The sequence below is a fragment of the Gulosibacter sp. genome (assembly GCF_052090685.1).
In the GTDB taxonomy this organism is placed as follows: domain Bacteria; phylum Actinomycetota; class Actinomycetes; order Actinomycetales; family Microbacteriaceae; genus Gulosibacter.
This window is the reverse complement of sequence record NZ_JBQDBE010000002.1, coordinates 90,849-107,909: the sequence shown is the minus strand read 5'-3', so window position 1 is coordinate 107,909 and position 17,061 is coordinate 90,849. Positions and strand designations below refer to the sequence as shown.

Sequence of the window (17,061 nt, the reverse complement as noted above, 5' to 3'; positions counted from 1 at the left end):
CCGCCCCCCTAAGCCCCAAACCCGCCGGGGGGGGGGTCCAAACCAAGCCCCACCCGCCACCGGTCGTTTCGTTGCTGCCAATGTCAGCCCGCCTTCGCTAAGCACGATAGCGGCGGATCGGTGCCTTTCGTGTCATGGCAATCGTCAGCAGCACGAATCCAGCTGTCACGATAATTGAGAGCACAAACCATAGCTCGGGTGTGTGCGCGAAGGCGGTGAACAATTCGCCGTTCGGTTCGGCGTGCAGGTAGTACGCGACGAACAAGATTTGCAGGATGGCCAGCAGCAGTATCGAACCACCGACGACTGCGATCCAGTGAATCCCGCTGAGGCGCATTAGGAATGCTGGGACGAAGGCGCCCGCGAATGCGGCCAGGGCCACCACTATTGCCGCCACAATCGAGGTTGAGGGGCCGGTGACGGTGTAGGTGACTTGCGAATTCGCGGCAATGCTCTGGAGCACGTTCTCGAGCGCGGGGGTGATGGCTGAAGCGAGGAGCAAGAGGAGGGCCGTCACGATGGCCATACCGACGGCGATGATCGTCGTGAGCTGAAGGCGCTCTTGTCTGGTCCATCCCCCGATCGTCGACTCGCGTCGGCCAGTGCTTGCCTCACTCGTCATGATGATGGCGAGTGCGACGCACAGTCCCGCGATAAATCCAGCTGGCGATCCGAGATTGATCTCAGCCATGCCACCGAGCCGCGAGGTAATCCACGCCGCGAGCGCCGGTGCCACGAGCAGGCAGGTCAACCCGATTGCGCCGCCCAAGAGGCTTGGCAGAATATCGACGCGCAGCGCCGCCCGGAGCCGGGCCGAGAAGGATGCTTGAGGGGCCTTGATGATCTGATTTGCGGTCATGATGTCCGCTCCTTTCGAAGCTCATTCGGGGCGTCCTCGATTAGCGCGACGAATGCGTCCTGGAATTCGACGGGGGTCACAACGACGCCATTTTCGGGGTGGTCAAGTGGTGCATTCGAGACATCGACGGTCCACTCTTCGGTGGGGCCGAGGCGACGAGCGGAACGGACCGTGCGGGTACCTGCAGTTGCTTGCACAGCATCATGCGGACCGATAATCCGCGCGAATCGGCGTGCGATTGCATCTGCGGTACTTGCTTCGACGACTTTGCCTCGGTTGAGGATGATGACGTCTTCAACGACTCGCTCGAGTTCCCCCACGTTGTGGGAGGCGATCAGAATCGTGCGGCCATCTTCAGCATTCACCCGCACAAGTTCTTCGTAGAGCGCGAGTCGCTTGGGGACGTCCATGCCCGCATGTGCCTCATCGACGATGAGTACCGGCGCACCGGCTGCGATGGCCAAAATGAGCGCGAACGCGGACTGTTGTCCGGTGGATAGCTTGCTGATCTGCTTCCGCGGCTTCGGAATCTCAAAGCGTTTCGCGAGCCGCTGATACTCCTGTTCGTTCCAGTTAGGTCGCGATCGCGCGAACACGAGCAGGTCGCGCATCCGCATTTCGCCGAAGTTATTGCCTTCGTGGGCCACCGCAAAGTACGGGATGCGGTCATCGGTCGAGACCCTGTGGTCACCGATCCGCACCTCGCCCTCATCCGGCTCCAGCTGACCGGCGAGCATTTGCAAGAGCGTCGTCTTCCCGGAGCCATTGGGCCCAAGGATCGCGGTAATGCCGCCAATTTTGATGTCTATCGCAATGCCGTCAAGGGCGGGCCCTTCCGTACCGCGATAGGTCTTTTTGAGATTTTTCGTGGATATCATTTGGCGGCCTCCTTGTGATCCGCACTGACGATTGCTTGCACCTGCGCCGCGATTTCCTCGCTCGTGAGCCCGAGCGCAAGTCCCGCTTCTACGGCCGGTGTGAGTGTGTCGGCGATGTAGTGTTCGCGACCCTCATCGACAAGTCGTTGGCGAGCGCCTTCCTTGACGAACATCCCGATGCCGCGTCTGCGTTCCACGAGCTCATGCGCGACGAGTTCGGAAAATGCCTTGGCTGCGGTGGCCGGGTTGATTCGGTAGGCGGCGGCGTATTCGTTTGTGGACATAATGCGGTCTCCTTCCGCGAGTGCTTCGGCGAGAATCTGCCTTCGCAGGTCATTCGCGATCTGTCGATAAATCGGTTCTCGGTCGGTGAACTCCATCCACCTCACCCCCTTGGTTCATTACTCTACTAATGAACCACATGACTAACGAAGAAGCAAGCCCCGGTTCCCCGGAGTTTGCTCAACCCGACCTGGCATGGTTGGTGCATGTCGAGCGAGAGAGCAACGATGCACACGTCCCTGCAGTTCCTCGGTGCCGCAGAAACGGTGACCGGATCGAAATATTTGCTGAGCGTTGGCGAGCGGCGCATCCTGACCGACTTCGGCATGTTTCAAGGGCCGAAGAAGCTCCGTAATCGAAACTGGGAGCCTTTCCCTTTCGACCCATTGACAATTTCGGATGTGCTGCTCACGCACGCGCACATGGATCACGTTGGTCTACTTCCGCGGCTCGTGCGATCAGGGTTCTCCGGTCCTGTCCTGTGCACCGAGGGCACCGCACAGCTCGCAGAAATCGTGCTGCGCGATGGCGCGAAGATCCAGGAGCAGGATGCGGCCGATGCCAATAAGCACGGTTACTCCAAGCACTCCCCGGCGCTGCCCCTGTACACCACCGAGGACGTCGAGGCGACGCTGCCACTGCTCATCCCGGTGCCCTATGACGAGGACATCGACCTTGACGACGGCATCGTCGCGCGCTTTACGCGAGCCGCGCACATCCTCGGCTCAGCATCCATCACGCTTTGGACCAATACGTCTTCGGTCACGTTCTCGGGCGACATTGGCTCGCGCGAACACCCGGTGCTGCGCGACCGTGAGGCCCCGCCGGGTTCGCCATTTGCGCTGATCGAGTCGACCTACGGTGACCGCGATCACCCAAAACCAGACGGCCCTCCGCATGAGGAGTTTGCTGATATCATTCGCCGAACAATTGATCGCGGCGGCAGTGTCCTTGTCCCCGCATTCGCGGTCGACCGCACCGAAGTGGTGCTCAAGACGCTCAGTGACTTTCGTCGTGCGGGGCGCATCCCGCACGTGCCGGTGTATATCGACTCCCCTATGGCGAATGCAGCACTCTCGGTGTATTTGTCGATGCCCGAGGAGCTGCGCTCCGATATGCAGCCCGAGGACTTCCTCGAGTTTCCTGATCTCTATCCCATCCGCTCGGTCGAAGAATCGAAGGCACTCACCGCGAAGGGTGGCCGTGAGCCCTCGATCATCATTGCCGCTTCCGGTATGGCCACCGGCGGTAGAGTCATCCACCACCTCGAGGCGATGCTTGGCGATGCGAAGAACTCGGTGGTGTTGACTGGCTATCAAGCGGTCGGTACCCGCGGTCGTCTCCTCGCAGACGGCGTCGACAAACTCAAAATGCGCGGGAAGTACATTCACGTCAATGCTGAGATCTATCAGGATCAGGGTTTCTCGGTCCACGGAGATCGTGGCGACCTACTCGAGTGGCTCGGGGAACTCGACCCGCAACCGCACACGGTGTTCTGTGTGCACGGTGAGGTGGGTGCCGCAAACGAGCTCGCACGCATCATCGAGCAGACCTATCCGCATATCGATGCGATCGTGCCCACACACGGCGAGGTGGTCATCCTTGACGACGCGGTCGCCGACGCGACAAAACCCGTAAGCGCAAAAGCCCTCGACCGGTCGGTGGCCCGAGGTCGACAGCGTGCTGCCGCATCGCCAGTGTCTGCCGCGCCCTTGCAGACGCGCGAGACACCGCCGCTTGACTCACTGCCGCAGGCCGCCTCTCAGGCTGCAGTGAGTAGCTATCAGCTCGTCACGGCCTCGACTCCGGATGCGCTCTCTCGCGGCGTCGAGGAATTGCTCGCGCAGGGTTTTTTGCCGTTCGGGGATCCCAGTATGGGCGTTGTCGGCGGCACTGCCACGTACTTACAGGCGGTTATTCGACGTTAGTAACTGACGTCGCAGGTGACCGAGATTTCAAACTGAATCGGGTCGCTATAGGAATAGTCGCTGAAGTCGAAGGCTTCACCGGATGCGGTGAACTCGTCACCGTTGAATGACATCTCCACCGAGCCCGCATCCATCGTGTTCGACCAGTACAGGGTGGTGCCCGATTCGTAGCTGCCGTCGGTGACCAGGACGTAGTCGGGCTTGCCTGCCTCGTCGGTCGACACCATCATGGTGGCTGCCTCACCACTGTCCGTCGCATCCTCGTCGGTGGCCATCATGTACTGCGAGGAGCCCGAATCACTTGAGCAAATGGTTTGCCAGTTGACATCGGAAAGGTCGATATCGCCGAACTTCACGACGCTGTCGCCACCTCCGGAGCTATTGCCGCCGGTGTTCGAGCCACCGCTATCGGAAGAGCCGTTGCTATCGGAAGAGCCGTTGCTGTTGGAGTTGCTGCTGCTTGAACCGCTGCCGCTGTTCCCGGATCCGCTGCTGCTTGCTGACCCATTCGAGTCGCTGCTTGAACTGCTGCCGGAGTCGCTGTCGCTGCTGCCGTCTGGGAAGGGGAATGGTAAGCCCCCACCACCGTCCGAGCCGCCGCTGCCCTGACCTTCTTGGCTGGTAGCTTTCGGCTCGCGGGTGCGCTCGGGTTCGTCGTCACCGCTGTTGCTCGCGCAAGCAGCAAGTCCAAGCACAGTAATTGGCACGATCGCAGCGAGCGCAATGCCTTTTCGCAACAGCCTAAAATTACTCATGATTGCAACTCGTTTCTTGGGGAGAAGCGGGAACACGTCGCATCCAATGTTAGGCGTTTGTCAGCGCTAGATCATCGTCATGGGTATTGCCTGCGTGTGCGACCAAGGAATGATGCTGCCAGCGAACCGGTGGCGCTAATCGACGTCGAAAACCGTGTCGCAGGTCCCGGAGATTTCAAACGGAATCACCGTGTCGTACTGGTAGTCGTTGTAGTCAAACGCGTCACCGCTGATCGTGAACTTGTCACCGGAGATGGTCATCTCAACGCTGCCGCCTTCACCCGAGTAGTCGGACCAGTACAGTGAGGTGCCGTCTTCATAGGTTCCGTCGGTGACCATCATGTAGTCGACAACGCCGTCATTGTCATACGTCGCTTGAAAAGCGTGAGCCGTACTCGAGGTGTTGCCTTCCTCGCGGCCGAGGATGTACCCAAATTCGGGGTCGGGGTCACAAGAGACGTCGAAGTTCACCGAGGAGTAGTCAACATCGCCAAATTTCACCACGGTGTCATCATTACCGCTGCTGCCGGAATCCGAGGCGTCGTCTTGGGGAGCTTCAGATTCAGCGTCATCTTCGGGAGCATCGTCTTCAGGTGGATTCTGGCCGGGAAACTCGAATGGAGCGTCGCCGTCACCGGTGACGCCGGAACCACCGTCTTCTGGTGCCTCTGCGCGAGGGGCGCGAGTACGTTCGGTATCAATGTCTTCGCCACCGGCAGCACAGGCCGCGAGCCCAAACAAGCTCAGTGGCAGGATGGCACCGAGGGTGAGACCCTTGCGAACGCGATTCAGATTCCCCATGGACAGAAGCTCATCTCTCAAACGAAACGAAATTGTCCCGATCAGATTAGTTGACCGATGAGGCCCCTTCATCCTTCGACAGCGGTGCATTGTTGTCCGCCGAAGGCCGTGCATGGCTGTCCGTCGTAAGGGTGATCGCCTGGAAGAAGTACCTGCCTAGGCTGCACCTACCCACGCCTGCGGGCCACCGCCGCTACTGCGGGCAGGAGAACTTCACCGAATAGGTTGTAGATGCTTCGGTATCCACGTTGGTGGCATCGTAGGCAATGCCTCGTCCTGTCGAGGAGACTACGTCATCATCGACGATGAGCGAGCCGTTGCCGTGGTTTCCGCCGGGGTTGACGGTGAGTCCGGCTCGCTCGCGAGTGGATTGGTCTTGCTCTGTCCGGGTGAAGGTGAAGGATGCGAGCGCGTCTGTCCCGGCGCCAACCACGACCACGACGTACTCCGTTTCGTCCTCGTCGGTCGCGGAGGCGATCACCGTCGGGCTGGTGTCGAGGCTGCTGCAGGTCACGCGCCAGTCAAGGCGCGAATGATCGTCCTCTCCAATCCGGACTTCAACGGCTTCCGCGGCAGTGGGTGTTGGCGTTTCGGACGGCGGCTGCATGACCGGTTCGCTGCCATCGGTTGGCATCGGGCGTCCCTCGTCCGGGCCGTAGGATTCGGTTACCGTGGGCGTGGGTTGCGGACTTGTTTGGCTCTCCCCTGACATAGCAGCAGTAGTGGAAGGTGCCGGCGCGACCGGTGTGCTTTCAGCGGCGCACCCCACGAATAGAACGCTCGCAAATGCCAATACAGCGGCGGATCGCGAGATCTTCCCTAGTCGTGCGGTCAAAACCGTTCCTTCGTATTTCACCAAAAGTCGGTGCGGCGGCCGGCGCTCCGACCGTTTTCTAGACGCCAAGCCTATAGCCCTCGTCGGCGCACTCGGTGACGATTAAGCCGCAAATCTAAGGTTTCGGTCAGGCAGTCTTCTCGTTGCGAATCGGTTTTGGCTTTTTCGGCACAATGCTCGGCGCGGCGTTCTCCCGCACCACTTCGGCAGTGATCTCCACTCGCGCGACATCCTCTCGCGAGGGGATGTCGAACATGATCGGACCGAGGACTTCTTCGAGAATTGCGCGGAGGCCACGAGCACCGGTCTTACGCTCGACCGCAAGTTCCGCAATTGCCTCGAGCGCGCTGTGTTCGAAGTGCAGTTCGACGTCGTCAATCTCGAACATCTTTTGGTACTGGCTCACGAGCGCATTGCGGGGTTCGGTGAGGATGCGCACGAGTGCGTCCTCGTCGAGCGGCTCCACCGTGGTGATTACCGGCAGGCGACCGATGAATTCTGGGATCAGTCCGAACTTGTGCAGGTCTTCAGGCTGCACGTCCGCAAATACATCCTCGGTCAGGCCGGGCGTGCTGAGCGGCGCACCGAAGCCGATGCCCTTCTTGCCTGCGCGTGAGGAAATAATGTCCTCGAGACCGGCGAAGGCACCAGCACAAATAAACAGCACGTTAGTGGTGTCGATCTCGATGAACTCCTGCTGCGGGTGCTTACGTCCGCCCTGCGGTGGCACCGAAGCGGTCGTCCCTTCGAGGATCTTCAGCAGTGCCTGCTGGACGCCCTCACCGGAGACATCGCGTGTAATCGACGGGTTTTCTGCCTTGCGGGCGATCTTGTCGATCTCGTCGATATAGACGATGCCGGTCTCAGCACGCTGGACATCGTAGTCAGCCGCTTGCAAGAGCTTGAGCAGGATGTTCTCGACGTCTTCACCGACGTATCCCGCTTCGGTGAGCGAAGTTGCGTCAGCGACGGCAAATGGCACATTCAAGCGACGTGCGAGCGACTGCGCGAGATAAGTCTTTCCCGTACCGGTCGGACCGATGAGGAGGATGTTCGACTTGGCGATCTCGACTTTGTCGTCGTCGTCTTCCTTCTCTTTGCTCTCAACCGCTGCCAACTCGCCGCGTGCACGGATTCGCTTGTAGTGGTTGTAGACCGCGACGGACAGTGCACGTTTGGAGTCTTCTTGACCCACTACGTACTGCTCCAAGAAATCGTAAATTTCTCGAGGCTTCGGAAGATCGAAGCCGAGTACTTCTTCTGGGGCCTGCTCATCCATCCGCTCGCGAATGATCTCGTTGCAGAGTTCAACGCATTCGTCGCAGATGTACACACCAGGGCCAGCGATGAGCTGCTTAACCTGCTTTTGACTCTTTCCGCAGAATGAGCACTTCAGCAGATCGCTACTTTCACCGATGCGTGCCATGGATACCTCCCTAAATGGATCGGAAATAGCCTAACCCGCCCACCCGACATCCGACCGAGCAACACCGCAATGTGACGCGACGAGTCGGTTTGGAAGTCGAGTGGGCTCCGCAATTTGGCTAGACGAAGGCCGTGGGGTCCAGTCCCAGTCTTCGGCGGAAGAACAGGACGCCTGCCCAGTTTGCCCCGGCGACGCCAAGGAACCCGAGTCCACCAACCGTAAGCATTGCGGGTGTTGTTTCCAAGGAAAACTCCGGCCAGCTGAAGCCCGGGAGACCCAATAGCTCCGGAATGTTAAACGCGGAGTTCACATCGCCAGACTCCAATGCCGAGTCGATTGACGATGGAGCCGACGCATTCAGATCGGCGCTCGCATTCGGGCTCGTGACCGCACTATTGGGTTGGGTTTGGTCCAGGGTAGGTGACCCGGTACCCGAGTAATCTCCTGCAGTCGGTACGAAGTTGTCCGAGAAACTCACCGTCATCGGCAGTGTTGGCTTGTAGGGGTCACGCTGACCTCCCGAAGTGAACCAGTAGGAGAACTGACCCGTCTTGTTCTGGAAGTCCACGAAGCTGCTGGGGAACGAACCCCAGATGGCCTCGTTTTCTGTGGTACGAGCTGCCTGCCCGGTCGCGGTTTCGTCGCCGCCGCCGGGAACACCCTGGCTCGCGCCCGATCCCCCGTAGCTAACACCGAGATAGTCAGGTGTGTGGATGAATCCACCCCCTGAGCCGACCGTCGACATGTCCACACCAGAAAGATCCGCGAGAGTGATGGTCTCTGATTCCAACTTTTCCCACTTCGAGGCATCGTGCATGGATGCGCCGTAGCCGGATGCTGTCACGGTCACGCTGCCGTTGCCGTTTGCGTCGAGTTCGAGCACTGGGTTCGAGGCCGACCAGTAGGTAAGGCCTCCGTAGAACACGACCGAGAAGCTGCCGTCCCATTCGACGCGGACGCCCGACGAGTCGTTCTTCACGACTTGTCCGTTTGAAATCTGCACTTGCGACTCGGTGTAGGAGTTTTGGCCAGTCACGCTGACCTGGGTGCCGTTACGGTCAAGGCATTTGCTGTCCCACGAAGTGGTTTGCATCGTGCCGCTGCTATTCGGCTTGATGATTGTGGTGTTTCCGTTGCTCGCTTGGAAGTCACCTTGTGTCCAGAGGCGAGAGGAGCCGGTGTCGCCAGCTGCGCCAGCGGAGAAGAAGTTGCACCCGCCGTAGTAGGCACCCCCGGTTGCTTCCATATTCATGCCCCAGTAGAAGGTCACGCCGTCGGATGCGCCATTGTTGTTATTGCCGTTGTTATCGGTAGTGTCATCCGTGTTACTCTGACCGCCTGTGTCGCCCCCCGACTCGGGTGCTTTACCGGTCTTTATCGTCGTAGTGACGGACTCTCCGGGTATGGTCGCAAGTGTTGGCGTAACTTTGACGGTGTAGTTGGTTTCTGGCTCAAGTGTTCCGAAAGTCACGCTTGCATCGTTGTTGGGTTTCGACTCGACTAACTTTCCAGACACCGAAGTTCCCTCATATATGGCGGCCTCATAATTATCCGGCGGCTCAACGCCTGGCGTCCAAGACCACGCCAATGAAATAGATGTGTGTGTAGCGTTCTTACTGCTGATTTGGGGTTCGGACTCCGAAGGCCATTCCACAACGCTAAATTCTGCGATGATCGTTTGGCCATCTTTATCGGTCAGCAGCGAATCGCTATCCGCCAGATGGAATTCGACCTTGTAGCTGCCGACTTCAAGATTCGATACATCCCATATTCCTGTGGCGTTGCCGTTTGCGATCACCGGAGAATCACTCGAGCCATGAAGAGGAAGTGCGACCGGCTCGTCTCCGCTTTGAAGCCTAGCTTCCACCGTGCCATTTACGTTTCCCAGTTCCTGCAACCCGATTTCGAGCCCGGTCTCCAAACCCTGGGGTATGCGATCGTACTTAGGGATTGCGCCAGTAGTAATCGTGTAGGCGACCTCGATTGGAGCTGCAGGTTTTTTCGGGTCAACTAGCCCACCCGAGGTGTACCAATACGCGGACTGACCCGTGAGGATGTTGTAATCCACCCATGACTGCGGGAAAGACCCCCAACCTTCCTTAGTGCGGTCCTGCGGGTTGAAGGTACCGCTGTCATCACCATCAACTTCGACACTGAAGTAGTCCGGCGTCACTTCAATACCTGACTCAGTGACTTTCACATCGCTCAATGTCGCCAGTTCAATTTCCTGTTGAGGAAGCTCGACCCACTTAGTCACGTCGAACATGTCCGCGCCATAACCCGATGCAGTCCCGGAAAGCGTGCCTTTTCCGTTTTTGATCGAAAGCACTGGATCCGTAATTGACCAGTAAGTCATGCCGCCGTAATAGACGATGGTGAAGGCACCTTTGAAACGGATCTCCGCACTATCACTGTCAGGGTCAACCGTGCCCGTACCACCGTCGAAGTTGACCTGGTTTCCGGTAGTCGAACCGACTGCTGTGGTCGCGTTGCTACCGTTTGCAGTCTGGCATTTGTTCGCCCAGGTCGGTTGAACCTGATTACCGGAGCTATCCGGCTTGGTAATTGTGACGTTTCCTACTTGCGTCTTGTAATTGACGTCGGCAAATGCGCTCTGCCAGACAGATGATCCCCCGTTGTCGCCGACTTCACCAGCGACGAGGAAGTTGCAACCACCGAAAAACGCACCGCCGCCCGATTCGTCATTCACCCGCCACGACAGGGGGACATCATCAATAGTCGACTCTGCAGCCTGCGCCGACTGCGCAACGAACAATCCGCCACCCGCGACCAACAAGACCGCCCCGATAGTTGCGGTGATCCGGGTCACCCAGGTTCCCCAACCGCCAGCCATTAGTGCTCACTCCTCGAATCGTTATTCCGTGGTGCCGTCATGACGACAGTCGGATTGTTTTGACTGCTCGGGTCTGCCTGGCCGCCCTGCTGCGGCGTGCCCCCTCGATTACCGGATGAGTCAGCGAACTCGTCATTCGGAGCGGCACCCTTGCTACCGCTCTGGAAGAACTCAAGCCACTGATCGACTGATTCCTCATTACGCTTCTGCTTAGGAGCAGCGTGAACGCCGCGGTTCTGTCGCATCTCCGCTCGCGCGACCAACGCCGCATCCTGATCTTCGGCACGCGCGGTGCGAAGCTCTTGTTTTCTTTCAAGCGCTCGCGTCTTGCGTTTCTGTTTCTCACGCTGGCGGATCCCCGCACGCTCACGCTGTCCACGCACCTTTTCCAGCGCTTCGGGGTTCACACCAAGAAGGAGTGACTTCATCGCCAGATATCCGCCGACACCGGCAGCGAGGACAATGATTGACACCCCAACGAGCAGGAGCACCGGCAGAAGTGCGGCGAGCCAACCCAGCGTTACCAAACTCGAGCCCACATCTTCTCCATTCGACGTATTGACCGGCGCAACCGGCGTGGTCTGCTGCTGGGTAGCGTTTGGATCCGTCGCCGTGTCCTCTTCAGCAGTATCGGTTTCTGCAGCCGCATCCGGGGCAGCCGCGTCCGCATCCGGGGCGGCAGCTTCCTGGCTCGGCGCCGTCGCAGCTCCGCCACCCGCAAAGGTGACCGGAGTAAACGATTCGTTATTTGCGTTCTTCACACCGTGCGCACCGATGGTGATGATGCCGCACACGACCTCATTGCAGTCCACGGTCGTTTCGTTGAGTTGGCGATCGTAGGTATTGAACACAGCGCCGGGAATAATGAGATTGCCCGACCAGGTGCCATCTGAGGCGACTTCGCCACCGTTAGCGGCACTTGCGGTGGAACTCCCCGGGAAGGTGACAAACAACTGGTAACCAGTGGGGTTCGTTTCATCGTCGTAGACGTAGCGATAGTTGGTACCGGTGGCACCGCCCTCGCTTGGCTTCCAGCTACCACCGGAGGGGTCATCAACCCAGCCAAAGAGAACGTAGATGCCGCCGAAGCCGCCCTGGACGGATTGGAATCCGGATCCCTGCAGCTGGACCGTAGTAGCGCCATCCGCACTGGGGGTTCCGTTAATGGTGACCTGCGGCGCCGCGTGTGCTGGCTGTGCGACGAAGGGAAGGGTAAAGAGCGCGGCCAGCAAAGCGACGAGCAGGGCGCCCCATGTACGAGTTCGGGACAGCGTCATGCGTGTGTCCTTTCTGACGAAGTTCGCGCCTGCCGGGTGGGGACCACGATCGGGTCGCCGGTGACCGGGTCATTCACGATATGAACGGGGTAGTCGTACACTTCCGAGATCATTTCGGAGGTGAGGACTTCGGAGGGTGGGCCATCTGCCACGATGCGGCCTTGCGAAAGCAACGCAATTCTGTCCGCATAGGCGCCTGCGAGATCCAGGTTGTGCAAGATGACCACGACTGCGCATCCGGTGGACGCGTAGTTTCGGACAAGATCCAAAACGTGTTCCTGGTGCTTGATGTCCATTGCTGCTGTCGGTTCGTCAAGCAGCATCACGGATGCGGTTTGGGCAAGCACGCGAGCGAGTGCAGCTCGGGCGCGCTCACCACCGGAAAGTGAAGGATAGTGTCGTTCGGAAAAACGGACCGTATCGGTGCGTTCCATCGCACCAGCGACGATCACATCATCCATCTTTGCCGAGGACGTCGCCTTCCACGGGGCTCGTCCCATGTCGACCACTTCGGACACCGTAAAGGGGAACGCAATATCGACCTGCTGCAAGAGCACCGCACGCCGCATGGCGAGTTCCCTGTTGGTCCACGCGTGGTTTGGGAATCCTTGCAGCAGCACTTCGCCGGAGAGCACTTCGACGTCGGCTGTGATGGTGTTGATCAACGTCGATTTACCCGCGCCATTCGGGCCAACAAGGGCGAGCACCTCCCCCGCCTTAATATCGAGGTCGATGCCTTTGAGGACTTGGTTCTCGCCGAAGGCGACGACCACGTCTCGGATTGACAGTACGGTTTCGCCTATGACCGGCGCGCCAGGCTGGCGCGGGGGCGACATCAGGATGGTGCTCACTGCCAACCACTTCCCTTCTTGCGGCTTGCGCGGATGAGGTAGAAGAAGAACGGCCCACCGATGAGCGATGTCAGCATGCCAATTGGGAGGTCTGCGAATTCCACCAGGGTTCGAGCCGCCAGGTCGGCGATGGTCAGCAGTAGCGCGCCACCAAGTACGGATGCGATGAGGAGCGGTCGGTGGGCCGGACCAATGATCATGCGGATGATGTGCGGGACCACCAAACCGACGAATGCAATGACACCGGCAAACGCAACGGCCGAGGAGACGAGCAGCGCGACAAGCACCATCGCGTACACACGAAGACGCTCAACGTTGACGCCGACGTGGCGAGCAGCCTTCTCACCGAGCGAAAGCAGGTCAAGCTGACGCGCAATGATGACCGAAAGCACGATCCCGATGAGAATCAGCGGGGCAACGAGAACCACTTGCTCCCAACGCGAGCCGTTCATGCTACCCATCTGCCAGAACACAATCTGCTCACGAGCTTGGGTGGGTGCGCGGAAGGTAATGAACGCGATCAAGGCACCACACACCGCGTTGACGGCCACGCCGGTAAGAATCAGCGTGATCACTTCGGTGCGTCCGCCCGTGCGGGAGACCATGTAGACAACGAAGGTCGTGATGAGGCCCGCAGTAAACGCAAATACTGGAGTGGTGAACGGTCCGAGGAAGGTCAGGCCGAAGAGAATCGAGAAGCTCGCGCCGACAGCGGCCCCCGAAGAGACACCAATCGAACCGGGCTCAGCGAGCGGGTTGCCAAAGATTCCCTGCATAAGCACACCGCCGACTGCCAGCGCGGCACCCACGAGTACTGTGAGCACAATTCTGGGGAATCGAACTTCGGTGAGCGCGGCCGTACCGAACTCGTGGCTCGGGCCGGGAATCCAGTTGATTCCTACCGACTGTAGGACAAAGCCAATGATCTCTTGCGGTGGGATGAAAAGCTGCCCGACCATTGCCGACAGCAGACAACCGGCGACCAATGCGATCGACAGAACGATCATGAGCACGGTTGCCCGCGCACGCTTGGGTTTGGGCGGCGCGATCTCGGGCGCCTTAAGCGGCTCAGGAACTACAGTTCGCAGCCCCCGTTGCGCACTTTTCGGTGCGCTCTTCGGCACACTCGTCGCAGTGGTTCCGCTCATCCTTCTTGCTCTTCCATTTCTTCGTCAATCTCGTCAAGCCGCTGCTCCAGCGCATCCGAACCATGTCCGGGTTGGTAGCTGTACTCGGGGGCGTAAATGGCCATTCCGAGTGCGGCGAGCACATAGGCAGTTCGAGGACCGAAGCTCATAACCTCGTAGTCGCTCATGTCAACGATGCGTTGGTTTTGGCCAGCAGGTGTTTGTTTAATGCCGGGTAGCTCGAGGGCTTCTTCCATGCCACCGACGGATGCGAGCCCCAGCGTCATCACGATGATCACGTCCGGTGAAGCCTTGATGAGCGCCTCAGAGTTGGTCGGTGACATACCCTCGAAACCAACTTCACTCGCCACATCGCGTGCGGAGATGGATTGGATGATCGAGTCGGCACCGGAACCAATACCGAACCAGTAGTAGATGCTGCCGCGGAGGTAGAGGAATACCGTTCGCGGCTTCTCTTCTGGATCCGTGGGCGAAAGTCGTCCAAAGTACTGGATGACGGCGTTGATCTCTTGGTTAGTTCGCTCGACGAGCGCTTCTCCGAGCGAACTCACGCCGAGCGCATCCGCTACATACTGAATCTGCTCGCCGACGCCGCCCACACCGGCTTCGTACGGTGTCGGCACCATGACGACCGGGATGCCCGACTCGCGAAGCTGCAGCTGCACGTCATACGGGCCAACAGAACCGTCGGTGATGACCAGCGTCGGAGCCAAGTTGAGGATCGCTTCGGCCGCAAGTTCGTGACCGTTTTGGGTCACGAGGGGCAAGTCTTCGTTGCCGGGCATCAGCGTGGTGATGCTCGTCGCGGTGTCGCGACCGACCAAGTTGCAACCGAAGCCGAGACCGATAACTGCGGCCGCAAGACCACCGTTTTGGTTCAGTGCCAGGATGCGCGAGGTATCAGTAACCGTGGTCGTCTCACCATCGGCGCTTTCAAAAGTTACCGGAAGTTGTTGTAGCGACTGTGGTGCGTCGGTAATCGGTGGGATCTCGGCCGAGGAAGTGTAGGCCGTAGTCGGTCCGACGATGTCTCGTGGCTTCTCGAGGTCGGCCGACGTGATCTCTGGCAGATCTGGCGGAGCCGGCTCCGTCTGGGCCGGGACACTCACGCAATTCTCATTCGCGGAGGTGGAGACTGTTCCAACGTTGTGGAAACCGTTCACGCTCAGGCCCACGACGAGCGCGCCAATGACCACGCTCCACGTCACTTTGCGAACCGTGCTGGGCTTAAACCGCCGGATAAACCGTGGCATCGCCATAAAAGAACTCCAAATTCAAAAACTAAATACCGGCTAGGCGTGGTCGCGTCGTTGTGAGAACAACACGACTGCTCCACCTACGAGGGCTGCGCCGCCGATTAGCGCAATAATTCCGAACCCTTCAACACCGGTCTTGGCGAGCGAGTTATCGCCGGAACCGCCACCAGAGTTGCCGCCTCCGAAGCTGCTACCGCCGGAGCTGTTGCCGCCAGTTGCAGCACTACCGTTCGCGTTACTGCCAGAACCGTTACTGTCAGCATCCGAGCCGTCGCTGTCAGCATCGACGTTTGCCCCGGCACCGGTGTCTTCATTGGTCGAAGACTTCGGAATCGTCACTTCGATATCGATACTTTTTTCGTCATTGGTGGCCGTTACTTCAGGCTCGCCCTCATCGGTAGCCGCAATTACGGGACCGGTCACACCGCCGATACCGAGTGCCAGACCAGCTAGCAGAGCCAGACCTGCAGTTATGCCGCGGCGCGAATTGCGCACGCCCCGAACGGGGTGACGATCGCGCATTTCATCCTGACGACTAAATTCACTCAATGTTTACTCCAACGATTGCTCTCCAGTAAGGATAGGCTCACCTGATACGAATAGCTAATGGTTTCTGTCCTGATCTTCCGCGCGGGGCGTGGTACCGGCTCCCGTAAATTCGGAATCTGCTTCGGCATGTGTTGCCGTGTCATCGGCTGAGTCCAAGAGGCTCACATCGTCCGGCTCTTCGGATTCTTCTTCCTCTTGCTTCCGACGCGCGTACGCAATCCACTGCGCCATCCGTCGTCGTCTGATCCAGATCACGATGACGACGATGATGGCTGCGAGCACGATGACCAGCAGCAGGATGAGCATCCATGGCGTCGCCACCGCCGATACTTCTTGGGTGAGCGGCGACTCGGGAGCGGCGACAGATTCGTCATTAGGAGTGTTGACGATGGTGAGTTCGCCGGACACTGGCCCAATCACCCCGGTCGGCACTTCTCGAGTGACATTCACGGTCGATCCGGGCAGGAGGTCGGTGGCTTCGGTGCCAAAGGTCGCGCTTGGGAACCAGCCAAAGAGCCCTGACAGCCGCACGTCATCAACGACGTTGATTCGGGTGTTGCCCGTGTTGGTGAGGGAATAGGTGACGTTGACGCGGCCGGGAGAAAACGGGTTCCAGGTCGCGGAGTAGTTCGTCTCCACGGCATCAAGAGTGACATTAGCCGTCAGATCACCGGGGACGCGAATCGTGACGCGGAGGCCAAGGCGACGCTCAACTTGCACCTGACTGCCCGTATCCGCTTCGAGCAGCGAAGCGACTAGAGCCGCTGAGTGGTCCCCCGGTGTTGCACTGTTCGGAATAGTGATCGTGAAGTTGACGGTGGTTGATTCGCCTGGCGCGAGGTCAATGGATTCGGTGGTGGGGACAATCCACATGCCGGCGTCAACCGAGGGCTGGTCTGCGGGCAGGATGTCGACGGCGCCATCACTCGTCGTGAATGCATCGGCCGCGTAGATGTTGAGACTGAGTTGTTCGGTTCCGGTGTTTCTTACCTGAATCGCATCCTCGACGGTTGCACCAGGTTCGAGCTCGTACGAGAAACTTGACCGGTTCTCCCCCTGCTCGCCATCGACTGTGGACACCGACCACGATTCACCTTCGCTCTGTGTGGCAAAGGCGGGAGCGACCAATCCCCCCACGAGAAGTGCGAGGGATGCGATGGCTCCGAAAAGGGCGATGGTCTTGGGACCAACAGCGGTCCGATATCGGCGGGCAGTTGGGGGCATGTTCTAGGTTTCTCCAGCGGAAGGAATTGATTGGTTGCGGTCGTCAATGACCGCTTGACGTGTTGTGGCTCGGTTGCCTGAAGTGAAGTCCTTCAGACCGGAGGCCGGTGCAGGCAGCTTCGCTGCTCGCACCGGCCC

At 59.2% G+C, this 17,061-nt stretch carries 15 protein-coding genes; 1 reads left to right on the top strand and 14 read right to left on the bottom strand.

Annotated elements, in window-relative coordinates; translation table 11 throughout:
- Window positions 1-97: 97 nt before the first annotated feature.
- The 3 genes from ACTHXA_RS02050 to ACTHXA_RS02040 are packed head-to-tail and all read right to left on the bottom strand — an operon-like array spanning window position 98 to window position 2,117.
- Window positions 98-859 (bottom strand): hypothetical protein, encoded by a 762-nt coding sequence (locus ACTHXA_RS02050; RefSeq protein WP_441668840.1) that lies wholly within the window; start codon window positions 857-859, stop codon window positions 98-100.
- Window positions 856-1,737: an ATP-binding cassette domain-containing protein gene (locus ACTHXA_RS02045; protein ID WP_441668838.1), complete on the bottom strand. Its 882-nt coding sequence runs from the start codon at window positions 1,735-1,737 to the stop codon at window positions 856-858. The genes ACTHXA_RS02050 and ACTHXA_RS02045 overlap by 4 nt, the downstream gene beginning before the upstream one ends.
- The gene (locus ACTHXA_RS02040; RefSeq protein WP_441668836.1) at window positions 1,734-2,117 is read right to left on the bottom strand and encodes a GntR family transcriptional regulator; all 384 of its coding nucleotides are present in this window, start codon (window positions 2,115-2,117) and stop codon (window positions 1,734-1,736) included. The genes ACTHXA_RS02045 and ACTHXA_RS02040 overlap by 4 nt, the downstream gene beginning before the upstream one ends.
- A 108-nt stretch (window positions 2,118-2,225) precedes the next feature.
- Here ACTHXA_RS02040 and ACTHXA_RS02035 point away from each other — a divergent pair, with 108 nt between their 5' ends.
- A complete protein-coding gene (locus ACTHXA_RS02035) occupies window positions 2,226-3,947 on the top strand; it encodes an MBL fold metallo-hydrolase RNA specificity domain-containing protein (protein WP_441668834.1) in 1,722 nt (573 codons plus the stop codon).
- Here the strand turns inward: ACTHXA_RS02035 and ACTHXA_RS02030 are convergent.
- The 11 genes from ACTHXA_RS02030 to ACTHXA_RS01980 form a co-directional block, all read right to left on the bottom strand.
- Window positions 3,944-4,702, bottom strand: a complete 759-nt coding sequence (locus ACTHXA_RS02030; protein WP_441668832.1) for a lipoprotein LpqH — start codon at window positions 4,700-4,702, stop codon at window positions 3,944-3,946. The genes ACTHXA_RS02035 and ACTHXA_RS02030 overlap by 4 nt on opposite strands.
- 135 nt (window positions 4,703-4,837) lie before the next feature.
- Window positions 4,838-5,503, bottom strand: a complete 666-nt coding sequence (locus ACTHXA_RS02025) for a hypothetical protein (RefSeq protein WP_441668830.1) — start codon at window positions 5,501-5,503, stop codon at window positions 4,838-4,840.
- A 193-nt stretch (window positions 5,504-5,696) separates the two neighbouring features.
- The gene (locus ACTHXA_RS02020; RefSeq protein ID WP_441668828.1) at window positions 5,697-6,215 is read right to left on the bottom strand and encodes a hypothetical protein; all 519 of its coding nucleotides are present in this window, start codon (window positions 6,213-6,215) and stop codon (window positions 5,697-5,699) included.
- Between the two features lie 250 nt (window positions 6,216-6,465).
- Window positions 6,466-7,764 (bottom strand): ATP-dependent Clp protease ATP-binding subunit ClpX, encoded by a 1,299-nt coding sequence (gene clpX / locus ACTHXA_RS02015; RefSeq protein WP_441668826.1) that lies wholly within the window; start codon window positions 7,762-7,764, stop codon window positions 6,466-6,468.
- A 118-nt stretch (window positions 7,765-7,882) separates the two neighbouring features.
- Window positions 7,883-10,618 (bottom strand): HtaA domain-containing protein, encoded by a 2,736-nt coding sequence (locus tag ACTHXA_RS02010; RefSeq protein ID WP_441668824.1) that lies wholly within the window; start codon window positions 10,616-10,618, stop codon window positions 7,883-7,885.
- Entirely contained in the window at window positions 10,618-11,895 is a 1,278-nt protein-coding gene (locus tag ACTHXA_RS02005) for a hypothetical protein (RefSeq protein ID WP_441668822.1), read from the bottom strand. The genes ACTHXA_RS02010 and ACTHXA_RS02005 overlap by 1 nt, the downstream gene beginning before the upstream one ends.
- Complete coding sequence (locus ACTHXA_RS02000) at window positions 11,892-12,746, bottom strand: heme ABC transporter ATP-binding protein (RefSeq protein ID WP_441668820.1); 855 nt, start codon at window positions 12,744-12,746, stop codon at window positions 11,892-11,894. Before ACTHXA_RS02000 ends, ACTHXA_RS02005 begins: the two co-directional genes overlap by 4 nt.
- Window positions 12,743-13,894 (bottom strand): FecCD family ABC transporter permease, encoded by a 1,152-nt coding sequence (locus ACTHXA_RS01995; RefSeq protein ID WP_441668818.1) that lies wholly within the window; start codon window positions 13,892-13,894, stop codon window positions 12,743-12,745. The genes ACTHXA_RS02000 and ACTHXA_RS01995 overlap by 4 nt, the downstream gene beginning before the upstream one ends.
- Complete coding sequence (locus ACTHXA_RS01990) at window positions 13,891-15,153, bottom strand: heme/hemin ABC transporter substrate-binding protein (protein WP_441668816.1); 1,263 nt, start codon at window positions 15,151-15,153, stop codon at window positions 13,891-13,893. The genes ACTHXA_RS01995 and ACTHXA_RS01990 overlap by 4 nt, the downstream gene beginning before the upstream one ends.
- 33 nt (window positions 15,154-15,186) lie before the next feature.
- Window positions 15,187-15,699, bottom strand: coding sequence for an LPXTG cell wall anchor domain-containing protein (locus tag ACTHXA_RS01985; protein ID WP_441668814.1), 513 nt, complete (start codon window positions 15,697-15,699; stop codon window positions 15,187-15,189).
- A gap of 54 nt (window positions 15,700-15,753) precedes the next feature.
- Window positions 15,754-16,923, bottom strand: a complete 1,170-nt coding sequence (locus ACTHXA_RS01980) for a WxL protein peptidoglycan domain-containing protein (protein WP_441668812.1) — start codon at window positions 16,921-16,923, stop codon at window positions 15,754-15,756.
- Window positions 16,924-17,061: the final 138 nt, after the last annotated feature.